This is a genomic window from Bradyrhizobium sp. in8p8 (assembly GCF_000426845.1).
Classification (GTDB): Bacteria; Pseudomonadota; Alphaproteobacteria; order Rhizobiales; family Xanthobacteraceae; genus Bradyrhizobium; species Bradyrhizobium japonicum_C.
Genome location: NZ_AUGD01000024.1, coordinates 43,181 through 66,022, shown reverse-complemented (window position 1 = coordinate 66,022; position 22,842 = coordinate 43,181). Strand labels below are relative to the sequence as shown.

Genomic DNA, 22,842 nt, shown 5'->3' with positions numbered 1-22,842 from the left:
ATGGACAAACGCATAATCCCCCTGATCATGTGCGGCGGTGCCGGCACGCGGCTGTGGCCCGCCTCGCGCGAGGTGCGCCCGAAGCAATTCCTGCCGCTGTTCGGCACGCGCTCGACGTTCCAGGACACGCTGCTGCGCGTGTCCGATCCGCAGCTGTTCGATCGTCCTATTGTCATCACCAATGCGTCCTATCGCTTCATGGTGCTGGAGCAACTCGCCGAGATCGGCATCGAGGCGGACGTGATCCTCGAGCCGATGCGGCGCGATTCCGGCCCCGCGATCGCCGCCGGCGCGGTGTTCGCGCAGAACCGCGCCAGTGAAGCGATCGTGCTCGCGCTCGCCGCTGACCACGTGGTGCAGGACAATGCCGCCTTCGTCGCGGCCTGCCGCGAGGGACTTGCGGCGGCGAATGCCGGGCGCATCGTCACCTTCGGCGTCAAGCCGGAGCGGCCGGCGACCGAATATGGCTACATCAATCCGGGGGAGGTGATCTCGGGCGAGGTGCATGCCGTTGCGCGCTTCGTCGAGAAGCCGGATGCGGTGAAGGCATCCGACTACGTCAATTCGGGTTATCTCTGGAACAGCGGCAACTTCATGTTCCCGGCCGCCCTGCTGCTCGATGAATATCGCAAGGTCGATGCTGCGAGCGTCGAGGCCATCACCAACGCCGTCAACCATGCCGGCCGCGATCTCGGCTTCGTGACGCTGGAGCCCGAGGCATTCGCCGCGGCAAAGGCGATCTCGATCGACTATGCGGTGATGGAGAAAACCTCGCGCGCAGCCGTGGTGCCGGTGTCCTGCGGCTGGTCCGACGTCGGCTCCTGGCACGCGGTGTGGGAGCTGTCGGAGAAGGACGCCCTGGGCAATGCTGCGCATGGCACCGCCGTGTTCGAGGACTCCCGCAACTGCAACGTCACGACGGATTCCGCGCTGGTCGCGCTCGAGGGAGTGGACGATCTCGTCGTGGTCGCGACCGCCGATGCGATCCTGGTCTCGCGCCAGAAGGATGCCAATGGTCTGAAGCGCCTGGTGACGAAGCTGAAGGCGGTCGCACCCAAGGTCACCGAGGAGCATCTCAAGGTGCACCGGCCCTGGGGCAGCTACCAGTCCGTGGACAATGGCGAACGTCACCAGGTCAAGCGCATCGTGGTGAAGCCGGGCGGACGGCTGTCGCTGCAGAAGCATCACCATCGCGCCGAGCACTGGATCGTGGTGCGCGGTACCGCCCAGGTCACGGTCAACGAGACCGTGAAGACCGTGCACGAGAACGAGTCCATCTATATTCCGATGGGCGCCGTCCACCGGATGGAGAACCCCGGCAAGATCCAGCTGGAACTGATCGAGGTCCAGACCGGCTCTTATCTCGGGGAAGACGACATCATCCGGATTGAAGACGACTACCAAAGGTCGTAACCAGCAAACTCCGAATCACGCGACCCGGGCCGGAAGGGCGGTATCCCTTTCGGCTTAAGGCCCGGGGAACGTGTAACTTTTTGAATCAAATCGTGTCCGGGCCGCCAGCGCGCCATTCGCCACATATGTGACGCCCGTGCTAGAAGCGCGCCGGGGATTTGGGTTGAATCGGGGTTGCTCAGATGAGTTCCAGGGGATCTGCACCGGCAAAGGCCGCCTTGCGCGTCGGCGTCATTGGTGCCGGCGTGATGGGCAGCAACCACGCGCGCGTGCTCAGCGGGCTTCCCGGCGTCACACTCGTCGGTGTCGTCGACCCCTCGCCGGCGCATCGTGCGCGGGCCATGGAACTTGCCAATTGCGATAGCTTCGAGACGCTCGACCAGCTCGTCGCCGAAGGCGTCGATGCCGTCACCATCGCAGCGCCCACCCATCTGCATCACGAGGTCGCGCTCGCCTGCATCGCCAAGAACATCCATGTCCTGGTCGAGAAGCCGATCGCTTCGACGGTGGACGAGGGGCACGAGATCGTCGCTGCCGCGCAAAAAGCCGGTGTCACGCTGATGATCGGGCACGTCGAGCGCTTCAATCCGGCGGTCGCTGCCGTCAAGCAGGCGATCGCGGGCGAGGATATCCTCTCCATCGCGATCACGCGGGTCGGCCCGTTCCCGCCGCGCATGTCCAATGTCGGCGTCGTCATCGACCTTGCCGTGCACGACATCGATCTGATCCGCTGGTTCACCGAATCCGACATCGTCGAGGTGCAGCCGCAATTGTCGAGCGCGGTGGCCGAGCGCGAGGATATCGCGCTGTTGCAGTTCCGCACCGCCAACGGCGTGCTGGCCCACATCAACACCAACTGGCTGACGCCGTTCAAGGCGCGCAGCGTCACGGTCGCGACCCGCGGCAAATACGTGATGGGCGATCTCTTGACGCGCCAGGTCACCGAGTGCTTCGGCTTCAAGCCCGATGGCAGCTACTCGATGCGGCATCTTCCTGTCGGCCACGACGAGCCGCTGCGCGCCGAGCTGATCGCGTTCCTGAAGGCGGTGCGCCATGGCGAGACGCCGGCTGTGACGGGCGATGAAGGCGTCGCCAGCCTCGCGATCGCCACCCAGTGCCTGGAGACGCCCTCGCGCCCCGCAGCCACGTCGCCGGCTCGCAAGGCTGCTCGCCGCGTCGCCGGCTGATTCCTTTCCATGTCGTCCGCTCAAACGTCACAAGGTGCCATGAACCAGCATCTGCGCTCCGAACCCATTCCCTTCATCGATGTCGCCTCGCAGCGGCGCCGGCTCGGCGCCTCGCTCGATGCAGCGGTGAAGCGCGTGATGGACCATTGCCAGTTCGTCAACGGGCCTGAGGTCTTCGAGCTGGAGAAGCAGCTGGCGGCGTATTGCGGCGCCAAGCACGTCATCGCCTGCGCCAGCGGCACCGACGCAATCCTGATGGTGATGATGGCGAAGAATTTCGGCCCCGGCGATGCCGTGCTGTGTCCGTCCTTCACCTTCATCGCGACAGCATCGCCGGTGGCGCGGACCGGCGCGACGCCTGTCTATGTCGACGTCGACGAGGCGACCTTCAACATGAGCCCGGAGTCGCTGAAGCGCGGCATCACGACAGCCCGCAAGGCGGGCCTGAAGCCCGTCGCGGTGATTCCGGTCGACCTGTTCGGCCAGCCGGCCGATCATGATGCCATCGCGGAGATAGCCAAGGCCGAGGGCCTGTTCGTGCTCGACGACGCCGCGCAAGGCTTCGGCGCGAGCTACAAGGGCCGCAAGCTCGGCACGTTCGGGCATGCGACTGCGACCAGCTTCTTCCCGGCAAAACCGCTCGGCTGCTTCGGCGATGGCGGCGCGATCTTCACCGACGACGACGAGCTCGCCGCCACCTTGCGCAGCATCCGCGTGCACGGGCAGGGCGTCGACAAATACGACAACGTCCGCCTCGGTCTCACCGGCCGACTCGACACCATGCAGGCCGCGATCCTGATCGAGAAGCTGAAGATCTTCGATGACGAGATCGCCGCCCGCAACGAGGTCGCGGAGCGCTACGCGCGCGGGCTGTCCAATGTCGTCACCGTCCCGCGCCTCGCGCCCGGCAACACCTCGGTCTGGGCGCAGTACACCATCCGCCTGCCCAACGGCACCGACCGCGACGGCTTCGCGGCCGCGCTGAAGGCCCAGGGCGTGCCGACCGCGATCTATTACGGCAAGTCGATGCATCAGCAGACCGCCTACAAGCACTATCCGGTCGCCGAGGGCGGGTTGCCGGGGTGCGAGAGCCTGTCGCAGGACGTCATCAGCCTGCCGATGCACGCCTATCTGACCGAAGCCGACCAGGAGAGGGCGATCGCCGCCGTCCGCGGCGCGATTGCGGGGTGATTTGCCTCTCGCCTCTCCCGTCGGGGAGAGGTGGACACCGAGCAAGCCGCTTTTTTGATCTCAAGGTCTTTCAAAGCCTTATCGGCGGCCTGATAAGCCTCTAGAAGAGTCCGCATGCTCGGACGCATCTTTACGGTCGGTGGTTACACGCTGCTCTCGCGGCTGACGGGGTTTGTCCGCGACATCATGCTCGCGGCAATCCTCGGCGCCGGGCCGGTGGCCGACGCCTTTTTCGTGGCGCTGCGGCTGCCCAATCATTTCCGTGCGATCTTCGCCGAGGGTGCCTTCAACGCCGCCTGGGTGCCGGCCTATGCCCACGTCCATGGCGAGAAGGGGGAGGCGGCAGCAAGCCTGTTCGCCGACCGCATCTTCACGCTGCTCCTGGCCTCGCAGGTGGTGCTGCTGGTCGTTGCCTGGCTGTTCATGCCACAGGCCATGAGCATCCTGGCGCCCGGCTTTTCCGAGGACGCCGAGCAGCGCAAGCTCGCGATCGAGCTCACCCGGATCACCTTTCCCTATTTACTGCTGATCACGCTGGTGACGCTCTACGGCGGCATGCTCAACGTCATGCAGCGCTTTGCCAGCGCCGCGGCTGCCTCGATCTTCCTCAATGTCGCGATGATGATGACGCTGGCGCTGGCCGCCTGGTTTCCGACCGCGGGCCATGCGGCGGCCTGGGGCGTGCTCATCTCCGGCTTCCTGCAATATTTCCTGCTCGCCGGTGATCTCGCCCGCCATGGCGGCCTGCCGCGCTTTGCGCCCTTGAGGCTCGACGAAGACATCCGCGACTTCTTCAAGGCACTCGGCCCCGCGACGCTGGGCTCGATGGGCACCCAGGTCGCGCTGTTCGCCGACACCATCATCGCGACCTTCCTGCCCGCCGGCGCGCTGTCCGCGCTCTATTATGCCGACCGGCTCAACCAGCTCCCGATCGGCGTGATCGGCATCGCCATCGGCACGGTGCTTTTGCCGGAGATGTCGCGACGGATCACGGCGAACGACGATGACGGCGCGATGAAGGCGCAGCGCCGCGCCTTCGATTTCACGCTGCTGTTCTCGATCCCGTTCGTCGCGGCCTTCCTCACCGTGCCCAACGAGATCATGCGCGCGCTGTTTGCCCGTGGCGCCTTCTCGCAAACCGATGCGGTTGCGGCCGGCGGCACGCTCGCGGCCTATGCCATTGGCCTGATCCCGTTCGTGCTGATCCGCAGCGCTGTCGCGACCTTCTATGCCCGCAAGGATACCGCAACGCCGGTCCGGGCGTCGCTGACCGGCATCGCCGTCAATGTCGCACTGAAGGTCGCCTTGATGGGATCGCTCGCGCAGATCGGCCTTGCGCTCGCCACCGCCGTCGGGGTCTGGACCAATCTCTTGCTGGTGCTCTTCTTCGCAGTGCGGCGAGGTTTCCTCGTGCTGGATCGCGGCTGGCTGCTGTCGCTCGGAAAATTCCTGCTGACCGGATTAGTCCTGGCTGCCGCGTTCTGGTTGATCGCGCATTTTAGCGGTCCGTTATTGGGCTCGATACACTTCCGCGATGAGCTGACGCTGGTTGTGCTCGCCGTCGGCGGCGCCATCATTTACGCGATTGCGGTCCTCGCGCTGTTCGGCCGCAATTGGGTGATCTCGCTGGTCCGTGGCTAGTTTTTGTTGCCAACCCGTTTGCCTTGCCAGTTTTTCCACGGCAATATGGCCCACAAAACAACCATGAGAACGGGAACAGAAAATGGCGGCTCCCATCAAGTTCGGCGTTGGCCAAAGCGTGCTGCGCAAGGAGGATGACGCGCTCATCCGCGGCAAGGGCCGCTACACCGATGATTTTGCGCCGCAGGCCGCGCTTCGCTGCCTGGTGCTGCGCTCGCCGCATGCGCATGCCACATACACCATCGATGCGAGCCGCGCACGCAGCTTGCCGGGCGTCGCGCTGATCCTGACCGCCGAGGACGTCAAGGATCTCGGCAATCTGCCGTGCCTGTTCAATCTTGAGACCGATCCGTTCACCGGCCCGCCTTACCCGATCCTGGCCAAGGACGAGGTGCGCCATGTCGGCGATGCCATTGCCTTCGTGGTCGCCGAGACCATCGATCAGGCACGCGACGCGATCGAGGCGATCGAGGTCAAATGGAGCCCGCTGCCGGCTGTGACCGGCGTCGTCAACGCCGTGAAAAAGGGCGCGCCGCAGGTCTGGCCGGACAAGCCGGGCAACGTGCTGTTCGACGTCTCGATCGGCGACAAGGCGGCGACGGAAGCTGCCTTCGCCAAGGCGCATGCGGTGGCCGAGATCTCGATCGTCAATCCGCGCGTCGTCGCAAGCTTCCTAGAGACGCGCGCGGCGGTGTGCGAATACGACGCCAAGAGTGACCATCTGACGCTGACGGTCGGCAGCCAGGGCAGCCATCGGCTGCGCGACATCCTTTGCCAGAACGTGCTCAACATCCCCACCGACAAGATGCGGGTGATCTGCCCCGACGTGGGCGGCGGTTTTGGCACGAAACTGTTTCCGTACCGGGAATACGCCCTGATGGCGGTCGCGGCGCGGCAGCTGAAGAAGGCGGTGAAGTGGGCGGCCGATCGCACCGAGCATTTCATGGGCGACGCGCAGGGGCGCGACAATGTCACCACCGCGAAGATGGCGCTGGCCGAGGACGGCAAGTTTCTGGCGATGGACTGCGACCTGATGGGCGACATGGGCGCGTATCTGTCGACCTTCGGGCCCTACATCCCGCATGGGGGCGCCGGCATGCTGCCGGGGCTTTACGACATTCAGGCATTCCACTGCCGGGTGCGCACTATCTTCACCAACAGCGTGCCGGTCGATGCCTATCGCGGCGCGGGCCGGCCGGAGGCCGCCTATGTGATCGAACGTCTGGTTGATGCCTGCGCGCGAAAGCTCGACATGACGCCGGACGCGATCCGCCGCAAGAACTTCATCCAGCCGAAGGCTCTGCCGTACAAGACCGCGACCGGCAAGGTCTACGATTCCGGCGACTTCGCCGCGCATCTGAAGCGCGCGATGGAGATCGCCGAGTGGAAGGAATTTCCCAAGCGCGCGAAACTCGCCAAGAAGCATGGCCTGATCCGCGGCATCGGCCTTGCGAGCTATGTCGAGGTGTGTGGCACCATGGGCGAGGAGACCGCGAATGTGCGGCTCGATCCCAATGGCGACGTCACCGTGCTGATCGGCACGCAGTCGAGCGGGCAGGGTCACCAGACCGCCTATGCGCAGATCGTCGCCGAGCAGTTCGGCGTTGCGCCCGAGCGCGTCCATATCCACCAGGGCGACACCGACGAGATCGCGACCGGTCTCGGGACCGGCGGCTCCGCTTCGATCCCCTCGGGCGGCGTCAGCGTCGAACGCGCCACGCGCGAACTCGGTTCGAGGCTGAAGGAGATTGCGGCGCAGGCGCTGGAAGCGAGCGCCGGCGACCTCGAAATCTCCGAAGGCGTGATCCGCATCGCCGGTACCGACCGCTCAATCTCCTTCGCCGATCTCGCCAAGCGGCCCGGCGTGGATCCGTCGAAGCTCAACGGCAGCGCGACGTTCGCCAGCGCCGACGGCACCTATCCCAACGGCACCCATGTCGCGGAAGTCGAGATCGATCCGGCCACCGGCATCATCAAGATCGTCAACTATGTGATCGTCGACGACTTCGGCAAGACGCTCAATCCGCTGCTTCTGGCCGGACAGGTGCATGGCGGCGCCATGCAGGGCATCGGTCAGGCGCTGATGGAGCAGGTGGTGTATGGCGCCACAGACGGCCAGCTCATCACCGCAACCTTCATGGACTACGCGCTGCCGCGCGCGGCGGACGGGCCGGCTTTCGTGTTCGAGACCAACAACATCCCCTGCAAGACCAATCCGATGGGAGTGAAGGGGGCAGGCGAAGCCGGGGCGATCGGCTCCTGTCCGGCCGTCGTCAACGCCATCGTCGATGCGCTCTGGCGCGAATACAAGATCGACCACATCGACATGCCGGCCACTCCGGAGCGGGTGTGGATCGCAATCCACGAGCACCATCGCCGTCACAGCCTGTGATCCCCAATCAAACGCGGAAAGTTCGGGACACCATGTTCGACAGCGATCCAATGCGTGACGATCCGCCGCCGCGCTTTGGATGGAATGAAATCTGCCGGGCGGTGTTGGTCCATTGAGGGGTCGGCACGGTCCTGCATCAGGAGAAGGGATGTTGCGAATGAAGCAAGTGTTGGTCGTTGGGGGCGCGCTGTTGCTCGGCATGGGCGCCGTTTGGGCGCAACAGGACTCCGTCAAGGAGGTCCAGAGCCTGATGAAGGGCAACGGCAAGAACGCCGGGGCGATGTCGGCGATGGTCAAGGGCGAGAAGCCCTACGACCAGGCCACGGTGGACAGCGCGCTCGCGCAGTTCGAGGTTACGGCCAAGAAGCTGCCGAACCTGTTTCCGGCCAGCGCCAAGGGCGTGAAGCTCGATGGTGATTACTCGCCCTCGTCCAAGGTCTGGGAGGACAAAGCCGGCTTCGATGCGAAAATCGCGAGTTTTGCCAAGGTCGTCGGCGAAGCCAAGACCAAGATCAAGGACCTCGATTCGCTCAAGGCAACGATGCCTGCCATCGGCCGGGAATGCGGCGGCTGCCACGAGACCTACCGCATCAAGAACGGCTGAGGCGGAAGCTTTGTAGCCCGGATGGAGCGCAAGCGAAATCCGGGGGGCATCCGAGTTGATAGTTCGTCCCGGATTGCGCTCCGCTCATCCGGGCTACCGGGATCAGCCGGCTATCGGAATCGAGAAGGGGCGGTTGCGAAAGCAGCCGCTCTTTTTCCGTCTGCAAGGTCTGACGGACCGCCGTCCGAGCAGTTATCTTCGCAGCAACGGCCGTGGCGTTGATGCGAGTCGGCACGCCTCCTTCCCGACTGCCTCGTGACGTCAGGAGTTCCAACCCGCGGCGATCACCTCCATCAGGACAAGCGAGACAGGCCATGGCGAAACCGTTCCCCTCGAAGACCCACATCGGCAACCATATGCTGCATCCTGAGACCTTGATGCTGACCTATGGCTATGATCCGCAATTGTCGGAAGGCGCCATCAAGCCGCCGGTATTCCTGACCTCCACCTTCGTGTTCAAGACGGCCGAGGATGGTCAGGATTTCTTCGACTACGTCGCGGGCCGCCGCGAGCCGCCCGAAGGCATGGGCGCGGGCCTCGTCTATTCGCGCTTCAATCATCCAAACAGCGAAATCGTCGAGGACAGGCTCGCGATCTACGAGCGGACCGAGAGTTGTGCGCTGTTCTCCTCCGGCATGGCGGCCATCGCAACCACGATCCTGGCGTTCGTTCGCCCCGGCGACGTCATCCTGCACTCGCAGCCGCTCTATGGCGGAACGGAAACCCTGTTGACGAACACGCTTGCGCGCCTGTCGATCGGCGCCGTCGGTTTTGCCGACGGTATCGATGAGGCGGCAGTCAAGCAGGCGTCGGAGGACGCCATGGGCAAGGGGCGGGTTTCTATGATCCTGATCGAGACGCCCGCCAATCCCACCAACGGCCTCGTGGACATCGCAATGATCCGCCGCGTCGCCGACGCGATCGGAAAGGCGCAGGGACACACACCGATCATCGCCTGCGACAATACGCTGCTCGGACCGGTGTTTCAGCGGCCGATCGAGCACGGCGCAGATCTCTCACTGTACTCGTTGACCAAATATGTCGGCGGTCATTCCGACCTGATCGCGGGTGCAGCGCTCGGCTCGAAGGCGATCATGAAGGGCGTCAAGGCGCTGCGGGGCGCGATCGGCACGCAGCTCGATCCGCATTCCTGCTGGATGATCAACCGCTCGCTCGAGACGCTGAGCCTGCGGATGGAGAAGGCCAACGTCAATGCACGCCTCGTGGCGGACTTCCTGCGCGAGCACCCGAAGGTGGCAAAGGTCCATTACCTCGGTCATCACGAGGAGGGTTCGCCGGCCGGACGTGTATTCACGAGACAATGCCTGGGGGCGGGATCCACCTTCTCCTTCGACATCGCCGGCGGCAAGGAAGCGGCAGTCAAATTCCTCAATGCGTTGCAGATCCTCAAACTGGCGGTGAGCCTTGGCGGAACCGAATCGCTGGCGAGCCTGCCTGCGACTATGACCCATTCCGGCGTTCCCGCCGACATCCGCCGCAAAATCGGCGTTCTGGATTCCACGATCCGGCTGTCGATCGGCATCGAGAACGCATCGGACCTGATCGCAGATCTCACACAGGCGCTGAACGCCGCTTGAGCGCAATCGAACGCGCTCAGAGGGCGGTGTCGTTCGTGACATTCTCCGCGCCGAACCCGTTCGGACCGCCTTCCAAGAGACCGTATTTCAGTCTATTCCCGTTCCCGGCCAGGGCGAGCTGAGTTCTTCGCGCTGGAGCCACGACGAGATCGGAATAAGTGCGCCCGCAACGAGTGAACGAGCCGCATGTTGCAACGAACAATTCTGGTGGTGCTCCTCGCTGCGATTGCCGCTGCCGGCGTCTATTGGTGGCTCAGCGCGCCGGTGGTCGCGGCCGCGAGCGCCACGCCCTCGCGCACGCCTGATCTCGCCAATGGCGAGGTGATGTTCAACGCCGGTGGCTGCGCGTCCTGCCACGCCGTTCCCAATCAGCCCGACCGTCTGAGGCTCGGCGGGGGCGTTGCGATCAAGTCGCCGTTCGGAACGTTCCACGCGCCGAACATCTCGCCGGATCCGAACGACGGCATCGGCAAATGGACGGAGGCGGATTTCGTCAACGCGGTGATGTATGGCGTCTCGCCGTCCGGGCAGCACTACTTTCCATCGTTTCCCTACACCTCCTATCAGCACGCCAGGCGCGAGGACGTGCTGGATCTCTTTGCCTATCTGAAAACGCTGCCGGCGGTTGCGGGCAAGGTGCGCGACCACGACCTCGGCTTTCCCTTTCACATCCGCCGCAATGTCGGGATCTGGAAACGCCTGTTCATGGACGACAGGCCATTCGTTGCCGACGGTAGCAAGTCGCCGCAATGGAATCGCGGCGCCTATCTCGTCAACAGCTTTGGCCATTGCGCCGAGTGCCACAGCCCGCGCAATGCGCTGGGCGGCATCATCGCAAGCCAGCGCTTTGCCGGCGGTCCTAATCCTGAAGGCGAGGGATGGGTGCCGAACATCACCCAGAAGCGCCTTGGCGAGTGGAGCGTGAAGGACCTCGCCTATTTCCTGAAGACCGGCGAACTGCCGGATGGCGACAGCGTCGGCGGTTCGATGACGCGTGTGATCAAGAATACCTCGCAATTGCCGGACGCGGACCTTACGGCGATAGCGGAGTATCTCAAGTCGCTGCCGCCGGCGGAGGGGCCGCCCCGGCCGGCACGCAAGGAGGGTAGCTAGGGCGGCAGCGCTAGCCGGTGCCGAACGCCTTGAAGGTGATAATGGTGAGGGTGTCCTGGATGCCCGGCAGCACCTGCACCTTCTCGTTGACGAAATGACCGATGTCGGTGTCCTTGTCGACGTAGAACTTCACCAGGAGGTCGTACTGGCCGGCCGTGGAGTAGATCTCGGAGGCGATCTCGGCCTCGGCAAGCGCATTGGCCACCGTATAAGACTGGCCGAGCTTGCACTTGATCTGAACGAAGAAGGGAACCATCGCGAGCACTCCGAAAGCCTACCTGGCGGCCAATAGGCCAAACCCGGCCGGATTTAGCAAGCGGCGGGCCGACGGCACAAGCCGCCAGATGCGAGCTCGAGCTTGGCTAGGTGGCAACGGCTGCCACGGCCAATGCGTCCCTGATCCGCTGGGCAAGCTCGATCTTGCGGTAGGGCTTGATCAGCACGATCGCTTGCGCCTGCGCGCGGCCCTGCTCGACCAGGGTCTCCAGCGCGTAGCCGGAGGTGAAAAGGACCGGCAGACCGGGACGAATCCGCCGCGCCTGATCGGCGAGCTCCCAGCCGCTCATGCCACCGGGCATCACGATGTCAGTGAACAGCAGGTCGATGCTGGGATCGCTCCGCAGCTGCTGCAGGGCATCCTTGCCGTTGACCGCGGCAACGACGCGATATCCGAGAGCTTCCACCCTGCGAATGACGGAGGAGCGGACGAACGGATCGTCCTCGACGATCAGGATCGTCTCGTAGCCTCGCGGCGCCGTGTCCTCGCCTTCGGGAAGATCGACGTGTGATTGTCCGGTGCTGGCGCGAGGCAGGTAGATCCTGACCGTAGTCCCGAGGCCCGCCTCGCTGTAGATCGAGACATGGCCGCCTGATTGCTTTGCGAAGCCGTAGACCATGCTGAGGCCGAGGCCCGAGCCCTTGCCGACCTCCTTGGTGGTGAAGAAGGGCTCGAAGGCGCGTTCGATGACATCAGGCGTCATGCCTTCGCCGTCGTCGGCGACCGAGATCAAAGCGTAGCTGCCGGGTACGACTTCGGGATGGAGGGCACGGTAATCGTCGTCGATCGCAGCCAACTCCGTGCTCAGCGTCAGATGTCCCCCTGATGGCATGGCATCCTGCGCGTTGAGCGCGAGATTCAGCACGGCGGATTCGAGCTGGCTGCGGTCGGCAAAGGCGAGGACCGTGCCGTGTCCGGAGGTCGTCCTGATCTCGATGTTTTCGCGCAACGTTCGCTTGAGCAGCTTGAACATGGAATCGAGCAGGCTCCGGCAGTCAAGCGATTGAGGCTGGAGCAGCTGGCGGCGGCTGAATGCGAGCAGCCGCTGCGTCAGCTCGGCGCCGCGCTCCCCTGACTGGCAGATGTCGTCGGCAAAGCGCCGCAGCTCCGGCCGCTCCTTGAGCTGCTCGCCGAGGTGCTCGGCATTGCCGATGATCACGGTCAGGAGATTGTTGAAGTCGTGCGCGATACCGCCGGAGAGCTGGCCGACCGTCTCCATCTTCTGCGCCTGCTGAAGCTGCTGCTCGGTCAGCTTGCGCGCGGTCAGGTCGTGGACGATGCCGACGAAGATCAGTTCGCCGTCCTGCCTGGCCTGGCCCACCGAGAGGTCCATCGGAAAGGTCGAGCCATCCTTACGCCGGGCGATGGCCTCGCCGCCGGTCGCGAAATGTCTCGCGCGGCTGTCGGGCGTTGCTTCCGCCTCTGGCATCAGCATGGAGACGTTCCGGTTCATCACCTCGTCGGCGCGGTAGCCGAACAAGCGCTCGCAGGCCGGATTGAACAGCAGGATACGGTCATGCGCATCGAACAGGATGACACCGTCAACCGCGGTCTCCACGATCGCGGTGAGGCGCGCGACACTGGCGCGCAGCGCGCGTTGGGCGTCGCTGACTTGCTGAAGCAGGAGCGCGGCGTCGCGGCTCTTGATCTCCTCTTCCTCGAGCGCCGCCTTGACCTGCCGAAGCTCGAACGGTGATGGAATGGTCAGGACCCTCGGCAGCAGTGGCCAGAGCGCGGCGGCGGTGAAGACCGACGCGACCGCCGTGGCCGCCTTGACCATGCCCTCGACGCCATAGACCGGAACCCAGAGCGTGTAGATCGACAGCACATGGCTGAGGCCGCAAGCCATGATGAAGATCGCGAACGCCCAGTAGACCCAGCCGAACTTGAGGTCCCGGCGCTTGATGACCAGTATCGCGAGGGCAAACGGAATCGAGAAATAGGCAGCGGCAATGCAGGCGTCGGAAACGACGTGGAGCCAGATCAACTCCGGGTCCCACAGCAGGCAGATGCCGTGCGGCGACAGCATGGACGAGTCGAGGAGACGTTCGAAAAAGGCCCACATCGTTCCACCCCAAGTTCCTGTTTCAGGTGGCTCGCGGGCCGGAGCGGCGCGCAATCGGCGTCACTCGACGGTTCCACCACCTGACGTCTCATGCAATCGGCGAAGCACGCTAAGGTTTGAGACTATACCAAGGGCCCGGCGCGACGCATTTTCAAGCCCGCATCATTGCGGGCGCCGCGCTGTGCCCGACTGATCCGCTGGGTGGCATCGCCCTCGCGAATCACGACGGCGGGCGGCTTGGCGTGGCTTGCTGGCGTTCCACGGTCGCGCTAGGACAGGCCATGGCGATGTCCTCCAGCATGTGTATCCGGCCATGACGACCCCGGTCGCCCTCACTATCGCCGGCTCGGATTCGAGCGGCGGCGCCGGCATCCAGGCCGACCTCAAGACATTTGCCGCGCTCGGCGTTTACGGCGCCTCCGTGATTACCGCGCTGACGGCACAGAACACGCGCGGCGTGAGCGGGATTCACGCGGTTCCCGCCGACTTCGTCACCGCGCAGATCGACGCCGTGTTCGCCGACCTCGAGATTGGCGCGGTGAAGATCGGCATGGTGGCCCAGGTCGCCAGCATCGACGCCATCGCCGCCGCGCTGTCGCGCTTGGCGCCGCGGCACGTCGTGCTCGATCCCGTCATGGTGGCGACCTCCGGCGACCGCCTGCTCGCCGCCGAGGCCGTCGATGCCCTGCGCACGGGACTGATACCCTTGGCCTCGGTGATCACGCCGAACCTGCCGGAAGCCGCGGCGCTGCTCGACGAGGTTGTTGCAACGAGCGAAGCCGAGATCGAAAGCCAGGGCCGTCGCCTGCTGGCGCTCGGCTGCCGCGCCGTTCTGATCAAGGGCGGGCACGGCGAGGGCGCCGAGAGCATCGACTATCTGGTCGATGCGAACAACACCATCGCGCTGGCGGCCCCCCGGGTCGCCACCCGCAATACCCATGGCACCGGATGCTCACTGTCGTCGGCCATCGCGGCAGGTCTCGCCAAGGGCGAAGATCTCGAGCGTGCCGTGCGCAATGCCAAGTCCTGGATCAGCGCCGCGATCGAGGCCGCCGACCGCTTCAGCGTCGGTCATGGCCACGGGCCGGTCCACCATTTCCACAGGTTCTACTGACGCGGGCCGTCCGAATGGGGACGGGGGGTGCGCGGCCGCAGTTTCACCGGCACCCGGTGCCCTCCATGGGCGCCCGCTGCGACCCCATGTCGCCTGATTGTCGCATGCGACTGATATTCGCGGGGAGGGCGAGGCGGAACTTGATTCGAATCTGAGGGGCCTCGAGGGTTCACCGGTCATCCCCCTGTCACGGGACATTGTTACAGGCTGGCGCATGGGAAGTTACGATGTGAGTGACGAAAGCCAGGAGCGGCGCTTTCGCACGTTGTTCATCTCCGACGTCCATCTCGGAGCCCGCGGTTCTCAAGCCGATCTTCTGCTTGATTTCCTTCGCTACCACGATGCCGACACGATCTACCTCGTCGGCGACATCGTCGACGGCTGGGCGCTGAAATCGAGCTGGCACTGGCCGCAATCGCACAACGACCTGGTCCAGAAGCTGTTGCGCAAGGCGCGCAAGGGCGCCAAGGTCATCTACATTCCCGGCAATCACGACGAGTTCCTGCGCAACTATTACGGCACCCATTTCGGCGGCATCGACGTGGTCGAGAACACGGTGCACACCGGCGTGGACGGCAAGCGCTATCTCGTCATCCACGGCGACATCTTCGATCTGGTGGTGCAGAACGCGCGCTGGCTCGCTCATCTCGGCGACAGGGCCTACGACTTCGCGATCCAGATGAATCGCCTGGTCAACTTCTTCCGCCGCCTGTTCGGCGTGCCTTATTGGTCGCTGTCGCAATGGGCCAAGCAGAAGGTCAAGAACGCCGTCAACTATATCGGCGCGTTCGAGCAGGCGCTCGCGGCCGAAGCACGCCGCTACGACGCCGACGGCGTGATATGCGGCCACATCCACTACGCCGTGATCCGCGACGAGGCCGGCATTCGCTACATGAATTGCGGCGACTGGGTCGAGAGCTGCACGGCCCTGGTCGAGCATGACGACGGCCATTTCGAGATCATCACCTGGGCGGATCATTTGCAGAGGCCGGCAGTCGTCCCGCAGGTCGCGGCGAGAGCCGCATGACAAGGACCACATGATGCGCATCCTGGTCGCGACCGATGCCTGGCACCCTCAAGTCAACGGTGTCGTTCGGACGCTGACCAAGCTGGCCGACGCCGCCAGAGGCCTCGACGTCGACCTCACGTTCCTGACGCCGCAATCGTTCCGCACCTTCGCGATGCCGACCTATCGCGACGTGCGGCTCGCGATGCCACGCCCGGCCCGGATCGCAAAGCTGATCGAGGAGGCGCGCCCCGACAGCATCCACATTGCGACGGAAGGGCCGATCGGACTGATGGTCCGCCGCTATTGCCGCCAGCGCAAGCTGCCGTTCACGACCAGCTTCCATACCCGCTTCCCCGAATATGTCCGTGCCCGCGTGCCCGTGCCTGGCTCGCTGATCTGGCGTGCGCTGCGCCGCTTCCACGAGCCCAGCCGTGCCGTGATGGCGGCAACGCCGGCACTGGCGCGCGAACTCAGCGAGCGCGGGTTCGAGAATGTCGTGCTGTGGCCGCGCGGTGTCGACACCGGCTTGTTCCATCCCCGCGCCGTCGATCTCTGTCTGCCGGCACCGGTGTTTCTCTCGGTCGGCCGGGTGGCTGTGGAGAAGAACCTCGAGGCCTTCCTCGACCTCGACCTGCCCGGAACCAAGGTCGTCGTCGGCGACGGCCCGGCGCGCGGCTCGCTGGAAGAGGCCTATCCCGACGCGATCTTCCTCGGCGAGAAGCACGGCGAGGACCTCGCGGATATCTATGCGGCCGCCGACGTGTTCGTGTTCCCAAGCAAGACCGATACATTCGGCCTGGTGCTGCTGGAGGCGCTCGCCAGCGGCCTGCCGGTTGCGGCCTTCCCGGTGAAGGGGCCCCGCGACGTGATCGGCGATGCGCCGGTCGGCGCGCTCGATCACGATCTACGCAATGCATGCTTTGCCGCGCTCGAGATCTCCCGGCAGGACTGCGTCGAGTTCGCCGCCAAGTACACCTGGGAGGTCTCTGCGCGGGTCTTCATCGACAGCATTCAGGCCGTCGGGGCGGTGCTGCCGGGCCGGAGCGGCGCGGAACGGCCGCGTTTCGTCGCCTAGATCAGGAAGGAACCTCGCGCGGAGGTGTCTTGCCCGGCCTTCATGGGCCGCGATAACATTCCACCATGACCGAACAGCTCCTCCCCGTCGGCCCTGCCGATATCGACGCCGCAGCGCGCGTGATCGCGCCTTATGCCATCCGCACCCCGCTGTTGTCCTTTCCCGTGCTCAACGAGCGTGTCGGCGCAAAAGTGTTCCTGAAGCCGGAGATGCTTCAGCGCACCGGCTCGTTCAAGTTCCGCGGTGCCTTCAACAAGGTGTTCTCGATCCCGCACGACAAGCGCGCCGGCGGCGTCGTTGCGTTCTCCTCCGGCAATCACGCCCAGGGCGTGGCGGCCGCGGCAAAGATCCTCGAGATGCAGGCCACCATCGTGATGCCGGCGGATGCGCCGCTGTCGAAGCGCGAGCGCACCAAGTCCTACGGCGCCGAGGTCGTGCTGTACGATCGCGACCGCGACGATCGCGAGGCGATCTCACGCGGTATCGCCGAGAAGCGCGGTGCGACGCTGGTCAAGCCCTATGACGATCCCTTCGTGATCGCAGGGCAGGGTACAGCCGGCCGCGAGATCGCGGAAGACATGGCAGCCCTCGGCCTCAGCCCCGACATCGTGGTGGCGCCGGCCTCCGGCGGCGGCCTGATCGCGGGCGTCGCCACCGCCGTCAAGGCCCGCTATCCGCAAGCCGAGATCGTAGTGGCCGAACCTGAATCCTTCGATGACCACGGTATTTCGTTGACCGCGGGCCACCGCGAGCCGCATCCCCCGGCGGGCCGCACCATCTGCGATGCGTTGATGGCACTGATGCCCGGCGAGATGACGTTCGCGATCAACAGCAAGCTGCTCGCGCGTGGCGTCACTGCATCGGACAAGGAAGTCGGTGCTGCCGTTGCGTTCGCCTATCGCGAGCTCAAGCTGGTCGTCGAGCCCGGCGGTGCCGTCGGCCTTGCCGCGCTGCTCGCCGGACGTCTCGACGTCTCAGGCAAGAACGTCGTCATCGTGCTCTCCGGCGGCAATGTCGACGCGGATCTGTTCGCCGAGCTGGTGGCCTAGTCGTCGTCAGGGCTTTTGAAGGATCCGGGCCTGCGCCTGTCGGCGCTTCCCGGACTGACGGCGTGTAAGGACTGATATGAGAAAGGGGCAGAGCGTCACCGCTCTGCCCTTCGTTTGTTGGTTCGAACTATCCGCTTGCTTAGTGCGACCTCTCCCGCTTGCGGGAGAGGTCGGCACGCAGCGCCGGGAGAGGGCTTTTCCTCTTGGGGTCGTCCGGTTGCGGAAAGATCCTCTCCCCAACTCTCCCCCGCAAGCGGGGGAGGGAGCGCACCTTCTTCATCGCAGCAATCAGCGCATGAAGCCGCCGCGGCGGTTGCTGCCGCCACTCATGCTCGGCGCCTGGTTCATCGACTGGCGGAAGTTGTTGTTGCTGCTGACCATGCGGCTCGGCATCGTGTTGAGCTGCGGACGGTTGTTCAGCACCTGCACCTTGCTCACCGGATTGTTGTTGGGCTTCACGATGCCGGTGTTGCCATTGTTGATGCGGATCGGGTGGTTCTGCGTCCGAACGGGCCTCACATCGATCTTCGTGCCACCCTTGCCGCCATGCACCGGCATGGTCGCGATCTTGCCCGGCGAGCCGTTCGTCGTGCCGTTGGCATTGCCGGTTTTGTTGCCGCCGTGCGGATTGTTGGTCGCGGGCAGCGTCAAGATCTTACCAATGCCGACCTTGCCGTTGGTCGTGTTGGTCGGTGCAGGGAGCGTGACGATCTTGCCTGGGGTCTGCGTCGGCGCGCCGTTGTGCTGGTTGGGCTGGTTGTTGCCCGAGGGCAGCCCGACGATCGGGCCGCCATTGCCGGGCTTGGCGATGACGCTGCCGTCGACCGGCTTCTGCACCAGCGGCAGGTTGCCACCCATCTGCGCGCCGCCATTGCCCTGCTGCATCAGCGGCATGTATTTGGGCTGGCCCAGATTGCCGATCTTGAAGGTCGGGGCAATGCTCTGGGGAGCCAGGAACTTGGTCGCCTGCATCAGGGGGATCTGCTTCGGCTGCGCCTGCAGCTTCAGCGCGATCTGTGCATAGGGGCTGTTGCCATAGCTGTCATAGAAGCTCTTATAGGCGACCGGCGAATTGGCGAGCACCGCCTTGTGCCAGGCCTGCGAGATCAGGATATTGTTGAGCAGCCAGCGGACGTGGTCGCACAGCGGGTCGTGCGGGTACATCCTGATGAACTCCTGATAATATTCCGGCCGGCCTTCGGACACGACGTAGTCATAGGCCTGGCGGGTCGAGCGGCTCGGCAGGTTGGACGCCATCTGCACCACCGGCGCCTTCACCGGCGCACGATTGGCGGCAACGGCGGTGTCGCCGAAGAAGGTGAAGTCTGAGGTCAGCGAGGAGCTCTCCCACGGGATCTGCGCACCGCTGGTCGTCTGGTTCACCTGCAGCCGCACACGCTTGAACAGCTGCTCGATCGGCACGTTGGGCTCGCGTGCGACGTTCAGGAACGCCTGCGTGTACGGGCTGTGGCCGCCCGTGCCGTCGAGCGCTTCTGCGCCGGGGGCAGTCGAGTAGCCGACGATCGAGCCGTTCGGCGCATCGACGATGGCCAGGCCGCGGCCGGCATCGTTGACCTCAGGGAAGGGATTGTTGCGGCATGCATCGAGAATGACGATGCGCATCCGGCTCGGGATCGTCTCCAGCGTCGACATCACGTCGACGAGGCGCACCGAATTGTTGACGAGATCGGTGGGGTTGGACACTTTCGCGTCCACGGGGACGAGGTAATTCTCGCCGGCGAGCTGCACGCCGTGACCGGCGTAATAGACCATCGCCACCGTGTTCGGACCTCGCGATGCGACCTTGGCGGAGAAATCCTGGACGACGCGCAGCATGTCGTTTTGGGTCAGGTCGGTCGCTGCGACCACTTCGAAGCCGGCCGAGTTCAGGAACTGGGCCATCGATTGGGCGTCGTCGTCGGGGTTCGCAAGCTGCGGCGCGTTCTGGTAGTTCGCATTGCCGATGACCAAGGCGACCCGCTGCTCCGGGCCCTGCAGCGCGGTGGGAGCCGGCTGGACCGGGGCGACTTGCGCGGAAACAGGCCCACAGGCGAAGCCCAACAGGCTCCCCATCAGGCTAACCGTCGTCAGGAAAGGCTTTAGGCGGAACATGGCGTGCTCCTTTGGCACTCATCTCGATGCGAGATTGGTTGCGAGCAAGCCTGGCTGCGTTCGAGTCTATCGTCCGTGATCCCTATCACCATGCTGGCATGCGTGATCTGAATCACGCCGCGAACCTGCTATGGTGAACGACCGATTGGGAGGTGAGTTCGTCACATGCTGAAATCGATCGATCCGGTCCTCACGCCCGACCTCCTTTGGCTGCTCGCCGCCATGGGCCACGGCGACGATCTCGCGGTCGTCGACGCCAACCATCCTGCGGCCCGCATCGCGCAGAGCACATCGTCGCAGCGCCTGATCCAGTTGCCGGGCCTGCAGATGGAGACGGCTGTCCGGGCCATCATGACACTCTTTCCGCTCGACGATTTCGATCCCGATCCGGTCCGCGTGATGATGCCAGTCGATGACCCCGAGCGCGTGCCCGAGGTGCAGCGCGCGGTGCTGGCCGAGATCGAACGTGGGGCCGGACGCGCCGTCGCGCCCGGCAAGCTCTCACGCACGGATTTCTATCGCGCGGCGGCTGCGGCCTTCGGCGTGGTGCAGGTGGGAGACAGCAGGGGCTACGGCTGCTTCCTGATCAGGAAGGGAGTCATCAGCTAGCGCGGCGCATCAGCTCCGAAGGCCAGCCGATTCGGACCAATAGGCCGTCAGGGCCGTTGATGCCCACTTCGTACATGCCCCATTCGCGGTGGCGCAGCACGCCGCCCGGACGGATGATCAGATCTTCGACGCGTGCGGCGATCGCCTCGACGTCTGGCGTGCGAATGAAAATGCCGAAAGGATTATGCTGCGGCACTCGCCATGGGCCGTCGCCAGCTTGCGTGAGATGCACCTCGCATCCCCAGCCGCTCATGATGACATAGCCGGCGTCGCCGCCGGTGCGTGCGAAGCCAAGGCGCTCCCAGAACGGAATCGCCGCGGGAAGATCGTTGTTCGGAATGATCGCGAAGGCGCCGACGCGCGGGAGCTCAGACATGGGTTCATTCCACTTGCAGACGTCCTCACAGCTCGTGCTGTGCCTTGCCAGCCTATCGAGACAGGTCCTTGAGCAGAAGCGGCGAAAGGCCTCGCACTCGAATTTGGGTGGCCTTCTCTCAACCGCCTGTCTATTCTCGATCCATGTCTCGCCCTTTGTGTCTATTCGTTGCTGTCATCCTGTCGTTGCTGCCGGCCGTTGCGCCCGCGGAGCCCGCGCAAAAGCGCCCCAAGCCGGTCTGGAAGGGCTACGGCTTCCTGCCGGGCTATCGCCAGCCGCTGAGCAACAGCATTCCGCTCTACAAACAGAAGGACGCGATGCGGCGCATGTCGCGCGCCGACCGGCGTCACTGGTACATCGACCCGGTTCCGCAATATTACCGATGGAACGGCGAGTGGCATTATTTCGGCCGGCCAGGCTTCAACGGCGGACGCTACAATGGCGGCAGTTTCGGTCCGTGCTGGACGCGAACGCCGATTGGACCGATCTGGAATTGCGGATGATCGGGTAGCGCGCTGCGGCGGATCCGTCGAGAGCGGACGTCCGTTACGAGAAGAACGCGATCTTCTCGGCCTGGGTCATGCGGCGGATCGGGGCGAGCGGGTCGTTGGCTGGCGCGCGGGGTTTTTGCAGAATGCCGCTGGCGAGGATGGTGGCGCCGAGCGACGGTTCGGGCAAAGACGCTGGCAGCGGCGAGGGCATCGGCAGCGTCGCGGTCGGTGCTGCGGCGAATGACGCCGCCGCCGCCATGGCCGGGGCCGGCTGCTCCATCTCGGCCGCGGCCTCCGCAATGGCGTCGGTCAGGCGCGCGAGCGATTCCATCGCGATCGGCGCGTCCGCGGGCTCCTCCGCGGCTGCTGCGACGACTGGCTCTGGCGCGATCGGCTCCGGCAGTGCGGCGGCAACGGGTGTTGCAACCTCCGCCGCAATCGGTTCCGGCGTTGGCGCGACCATCTCGACCGGTTCGATGATCTCGTCGAAGTCAGGATCGGGCGCGGCCATCTCCAGCGCGATGGCGTCGAGGATGGCTTCGTCCTCGGCTTCCGCTGCCGCGTCGAATGCGACCGCGTCGATTGCCTCCGTCAAGACGGCCGGCGGTTCAATCGCCGGCTCTTCAAGCGAGGCGTCCTCAAGCGCGGCACCGTCGGGAGCGACGTTGTCCATAGCGGCTCTTGCAAGACCGAGCTGGCTTTCGGCGACGATCTCCGGCGCGACGGCCGCGTCCGTTGCCTGATCGGCAACGGCGGCAGTTTCCGCGACGCCAGCTGCTTCGACGTCGGGAGCTGCTGCGATCTCCTCCTGCATCTCCGTAAAAGCCACGGGAGCTTCGCTGGCCATCGCCACAGGGGCCGTCTCAACAGGCGCGCTTTCTGCGATGGATGACGGCGGCTCCTGCTCCGGAGCCCGCGCAGAAGATGCGGCCTGCGGCGTAGCGTCGCCGCCAAGCTGCTCGACCCGATCCCTCAGCAGATCGAAGGCCGCCTTGAGCTCGAGGCGGGGATCGATGGTCGACAGCTGGCCGCAGGCAGCCTCGATCGAGGCGAGCTGCGAATCAATGAGATCGCAGATCCGCCCGTCGGCGCCGATCTCGCGCCAGCGCCAGGAGATCTCCTTGATGATGCGCACGCCGCGCGGTATCGGCGCGAGGCTGGCCTCGATCGCCGCGGGATTGGACGCCGCGATCGCGATCGTCTCAGCCTCGCCGATCGCGCGGCGTATCTCGACCAGCGCCTCGGGCAGGCGGTCCTCGACGACGGGTTGGCGCTGTGCCGCCAGGGTTTCCTCGATCTTCGCGACCGCATCGAGCACCATGCGCGTGTCGGCATTGCGGTTGCGCTTGGCATATTCGCCAAGGAACCAGCGGCCGCGCGCGGTCTCCATGAAGGCTTCGCGGATCGCGTCGTAATCCTGCTCGTTCGGCTCGGCCGCGCGGGCAGACATGGGCGAGAGGGCGAATGCTTCGTTGGCCATGACAATCTCGTCGCGCAAATCACCGCGCGTTACTGTAACGATCACC

At 64.9% G+C, this 22,842-nt stretch carries 19 protein-coding genes; 14 read left to right on the top strand and 5 right to left on the bottom strand.

Annotation, left to right across the window (positions count from 1 at the left end; translation table 11 throughout):
- The 8 genes from K408_RS0133585 to K408_RS0133550 all read left to right on the top strand — a co-directional run bounded on the left by K408_RS0133585 (nt 1) and on the right by K408_RS0133550 (nt 11,139).
- Nucleotides 1-1,413 (top strand): mannose-1-phosphate guanylyltransferase/mannose-6-phosphate isomerase, encoded by a 1,413-nt coding sequence (locus K408_RS0133585; protein WP_024342908.1) that lies wholly within the window; start codon nt 1-3, stop codon nt 1,411-1,413.
- Nucleotides 1,414-1,595: 182 nt separating this feature from the next.
- Nucleotides 1,596-2,600, top strand: coding sequence for a Gfo/Idh/MocA family protein (locus tag K408_RS0133580; protein ID WP_024342909.1), 1,005 nt, complete (start codon nt 1,596-1,598; stop codon nt 2,598-2,600).
- A gap of 39 nt (nt 2,601-2,639) precedes the next feature.
- Nucleotides 2,640-3,791 carry a DegT/DnrJ/EryC1/StrS family aminotransferase gene (locus K408_RS0133575; protein ID WP_024342910.1) on the top strand — a complete coding sequence of 384 codons (1,152 nt, stop codon included), beginning with the start codon at nt 2,640-2,642 and terminating at the stop codon, nt 3,789-3,791.
- 114 nt (nt 3,792-3,905) lie between these two features.
- Complete coding sequence (gene murJ / locus K408_RS0133570) at nt 3,906-5,432, top strand: murein biosynthesis integral membrane protein MurJ (RefSeq protein ID WP_024342911.1); 1,527 nt, start codon at nt 3,906-3,908, stop codon at nt 5,430-5,432.
- A gap of 82 nt (nt 5,433-5,514) precedes the next feature.
- Entirely contained in the window at nt 5,515-7,824 is a 2,310-nt protein-coding gene (locus tag K408_RS0133565) for a xanthine dehydrogenase family protein molybdopterin-binding subunit (RefSeq protein WP_024342912.1), read from the top strand.
- Nucleotides 7,825-7,981: 157 nt separating this feature from the next.
- Nucleotides 7,982-8,428, top strand: a complete 447-nt coding sequence (locus K408_RS0133560; RefSeq protein ID WP_024342913.1) for a c-type cytochrome — start codon at nt 7,982-7,984, stop codon at nt 8,426-8,428.
- Between the two features lie 314 nt (nt 8,429-8,742).
- Nucleotides 8,743-10,026, top strand: a complete 1,284-nt coding sequence (locus tag K408_RS0133555) for a cystathionine gamma-synthase family protein (protein WP_024342914.1) — start codon at nt 8,743-8,745, stop codon at nt 10,024-10,026.
- A 186-nt stretch (nt 10,027-10,212) separates the two neighbouring features.
- Nucleotides 10,213-11,139 (top strand): c-type cytochrome, encoded by a 927-nt coding sequence (locus K408_RS0133550; RefSeq protein WP_024342915.1) that lies wholly within the window; start codon nt 10,213-10,215, stop codon nt 11,137-11,139.
- A gap of 10 nt (nt 11,140-11,149) precedes the next feature.
- Here the strand turns inward: K408_RS0133550 and K408_RS0133545 are convergent, their stop codons facing one another.
- Complete coding sequence (locus K408_RS0133545; RefSeq protein WP_018642903.1) at nt 11,150-11,395, bottom strand: Lrp/AsnC ligand binding domain-containing protein; 246 nt, start codon at nt 11,393-11,395, stop codon at nt 11,150-11,152.
- Nucleotides 11,396-11,501: 106 nt separating this feature from the next.
- Nucleotides 11,502-13,445: a PAS domain S-box protein gene (locus K408_RS0133540; RefSeq protein ID WP_245269090.1), complete on the bottom strand. Its 1,944-nt coding sequence runs from the start codon at nt 13,443-13,445 to the stop codon at nt 11,502-11,504.
- A 349-nt stretch (nt 13,446-13,794) separates the two neighbouring features.
- On the opposite strand from K408_RS0133540, the gene thiD reads away from it, so the two are divergent.
- The 4 genes from thiD to K408_RS0133520 all read left to right on the top strand — a co-directional run bounded on the left by thiD (nt 13,795) and on the right by K408_RS0133520 (nt 17,728).
- Nucleotides 13,795-14,595, top strand: coding sequence for a bifunctional hydroxymethylpyrimidine kinase/phosphomethylpyrimidine kinase (gene thiD, locus K408_RS0133535; RefSeq protein WP_024342917.1), 801 nt, complete (start codon nt 13,795-13,797; stop codon nt 14,593-14,595).
- Between the two features lie 214 nt (nt 14,596-14,809).
- The gene (locus tag K408_RS0133530; RefSeq protein WP_024342918.1) at nt 14,810-15,622 is read left to right on the top strand and encodes a UDP-2,3-diacylglucosamine diphosphatase; all 813 of its coding nucleotides are present in this window, start codon (nt 14,810-14,812) and stop codon (nt 15,620-15,622) included.
- 13 nt (nt 15,623-15,635) lie between these two features.
- On the top strand, nt 15,636-16,679 hold the full coding sequence (locus tag K408_RS0133525; protein WP_024342919.1) for a glycosyltransferase family 4 protein: 1,044 nt from the start codon (nt 15,636-15,638) through the stop codon (nt 16,677-16,679).
- 65 nt (nt 16,680-16,744) lie between these two features.
- Entirely contained in the window at nt 16,745-17,728 is a 984-nt protein-coding gene (locus K408_RS0133520; protein WP_024342920.1) for a threonine/serine dehydratase family protein, read from the top strand.
- Between the two features lie 288 nt (nt 17,729-18,016).
- On the opposite strand, the gene K408_RS0133510 is transcribed toward K408_RS0133520, so the two are convergent.
- Nucleotides 18,017-19,840 carry a caspase family protein gene (locus tag K408_RS0133510; protein WP_024342921.1) on the bottom strand — a complete coding sequence of 608 codons (1,824 nt, stop codon included), beginning with the start codon at nt 19,838-19,840 and terminating at the stop codon, nt 18,017-18,019.
- Between the two features lie 165 nt (nt 19,841-20,005).
- Here K408_RS0133510 and K408_RS0133505 point away from each other — a divergent pair, with 165 nt between their 5' ends.
- Entirely contained in the window at nt 20,006-20,449 is a 444-nt protein-coding gene (locus tag K408_RS0133505) for an RbsD/FucU family protein (RefSeq protein WP_024342922.1), read from the top strand.
- Here the strand turns inward: K408_RS0133505 and K408_RS0133500 are convergent.
- Nucleotides 20,442-20,825, bottom strand: a complete 384-nt coding sequence (locus K408_RS0133500; protein WP_024342923.1) for a VOC family protein — start codon at nt 20,823-20,825, stop codon at nt 20,442-20,444. The two genes, K408_RS0133505 and K408_RS0133500, sit on opposite strands and share 8 nt — an antisense overlap.
- 143 nt (nt 20,826-20,968) lie before the next feature.
- Between K408_RS0133500 and K408_RS0133495 the strand changes: the two genes are divergently transcribed.
- Nucleotides 20,969-21,328: a hypothetical protein gene (locus K408_RS0133495; RefSeq protein WP_028146112.1), complete on the top strand. Its 360-nt coding sequence runs from the start codon at nt 20,969-20,971 to the stop codon at nt 21,326-21,328.
- 43 nt (nt 21,329-21,371) lie between these two features.
- Here K408_RS0133495 and K408_RS0133490 read toward each other — a convergent pair whose 3' ends face one another.
- Entirely contained in the window at nt 21,372-22,796 is a 1,425-nt protein-coding gene (locus K408_RS0133490; RefSeq protein WP_024342925.1) for a hypothetical protein, read from the bottom strand.
- Nucleotides 22,797-22,842 lie beyond the last annotated feature (46 nt).

Bases quoted from the DNA above. Each gene is read 5' to 3' on its own strand.
- K408_RS0133585 (WP_024342908.1), top strand. From the start codon at position 1: ATGGACAAACGCATAATCCCCCTGATCATGTGCGGCGGTGCCGGCACG.
- K408_RS0133580 (WP_024342909.1), top strand. From the start codon at position 1,596: ATGAGTTCCAGGGGATCTGCACCGGCAAAGGCCGCCTTGCGCGTCGGC.
- K408_RS0133575 (WP_024342910.1), top strand. From the start codon at position 2,640: ATGAACCAGCATCTGCGCTCCGAACCCATTCCCTTCATCGATGTCGCC.
- murJ (WP_024342911.1), top strand. From the start codon at position 3,906: ATGCTCGGACGCATCTTTACGGTCGGTGGTTACACGCTGCTCTCGCGG.
- K408_RS0133565 (WP_024342912.1), top strand. From the start codon at position 5,515: ATGGCGGCTCCCATCAAGTTCGGCGTTGGCCAAAGCGTGCTGCGCAAG.
- K408_RS0133560 (WP_024342913.1), top strand. From the start codon at position 7,982: ATGAAGCAAGTGTTGGTCGTTGGGGGCGCGCTGTTGCTCGGCATGGGC.
- K408_RS0133555 (WP_024342914.1), top strand. From the start codon at position 8,743: ATGGCGAAACCGTTCCCCTCGAAGACCCACATCGGCAACCATATGCTG.
- K408_RS0133550 (WP_024342915.1), top strand. From the start codon at position 10,213: ATGTTGCAACGAACAATTCTGGTGGTGCTCCTCGCTGCGATTGCCGCT.
- K408_RS0133545 (WP_018642903.1), bottom strand. From the start codon at position 11,395: ATGGTTCCCTTCTTCGTTCAGATCAAGTGCAAGCTCGGCCAGTCTTAT.
- K408_RS0133540 (WP_245269090.1), bottom strand. From the start codon at position 13,445: ATGCTGTCGCCGCACGGCATCTGCCTGCTGTGGGACCCGGAGTTGATC.
- thiD (WP_024342917.1), top strand. From the start codon at position 13,795: ATGACGACCCCGGTCGCCCTCACTATCGCCGGCTCGGATTCGAGCGGC.
- K408_RS0133530 (WP_024342918.1), top strand. From the start codon at position 14,810: ATGGGAAGTTACGATGTGAGTGACGAAAGCCAGGAGCGGCGCTTTCGC.
- K408_RS0133525 (WP_024342919.1), top strand. From the start codon at position 15,636: ATGCGCATCCTGGTCGCGACCGATGCCTGGCACCCTCAAGTCAACGGT.
- K408_RS0133520 (WP_024342920.1), top strand. From the start codon at position 16,745: ATGACCGAACAGCTCCTCCCCGTCGGCCCTGCCGATATCGACGCCGCA.
- K408_RS0133510 (WP_024342921.1), bottom strand. From the start codon at position 19,840: ATGTTCCGCCTAAAGCCTTTCCTGACGACGGTTAGCCTGATGGGGAGC.
- K408_RS0133505 (WP_024342922.1), top strand. From the start codon at position 20,006: ATGCTGAAATCGATCGATCCGGTCCTCACGCCCGACCTCCTTTGGCTG.
- K408_RS0133500 (WP_024342923.1), bottom strand. From the start codon at position 20,825: ATGTCTGAGCTCCCGCGCGTCGGCGCCTTCGCGATCATTCCGAACAAC.
- K408_RS0133495 (WP_028146112.1), top strand. From the start codon at position 20,969: ATGTCTCGCCCTTTGTGTCTATTCGTTGCTGTCATCCTGTCGTTGCTG.
- K408_RS0133490 (WP_024342925.1), bottom strand. From the start codon at position 22,796: ATGGCCAACGAAGCATTCGCCCTCTCGCCCATGTCTGCCCGCGCGGCC.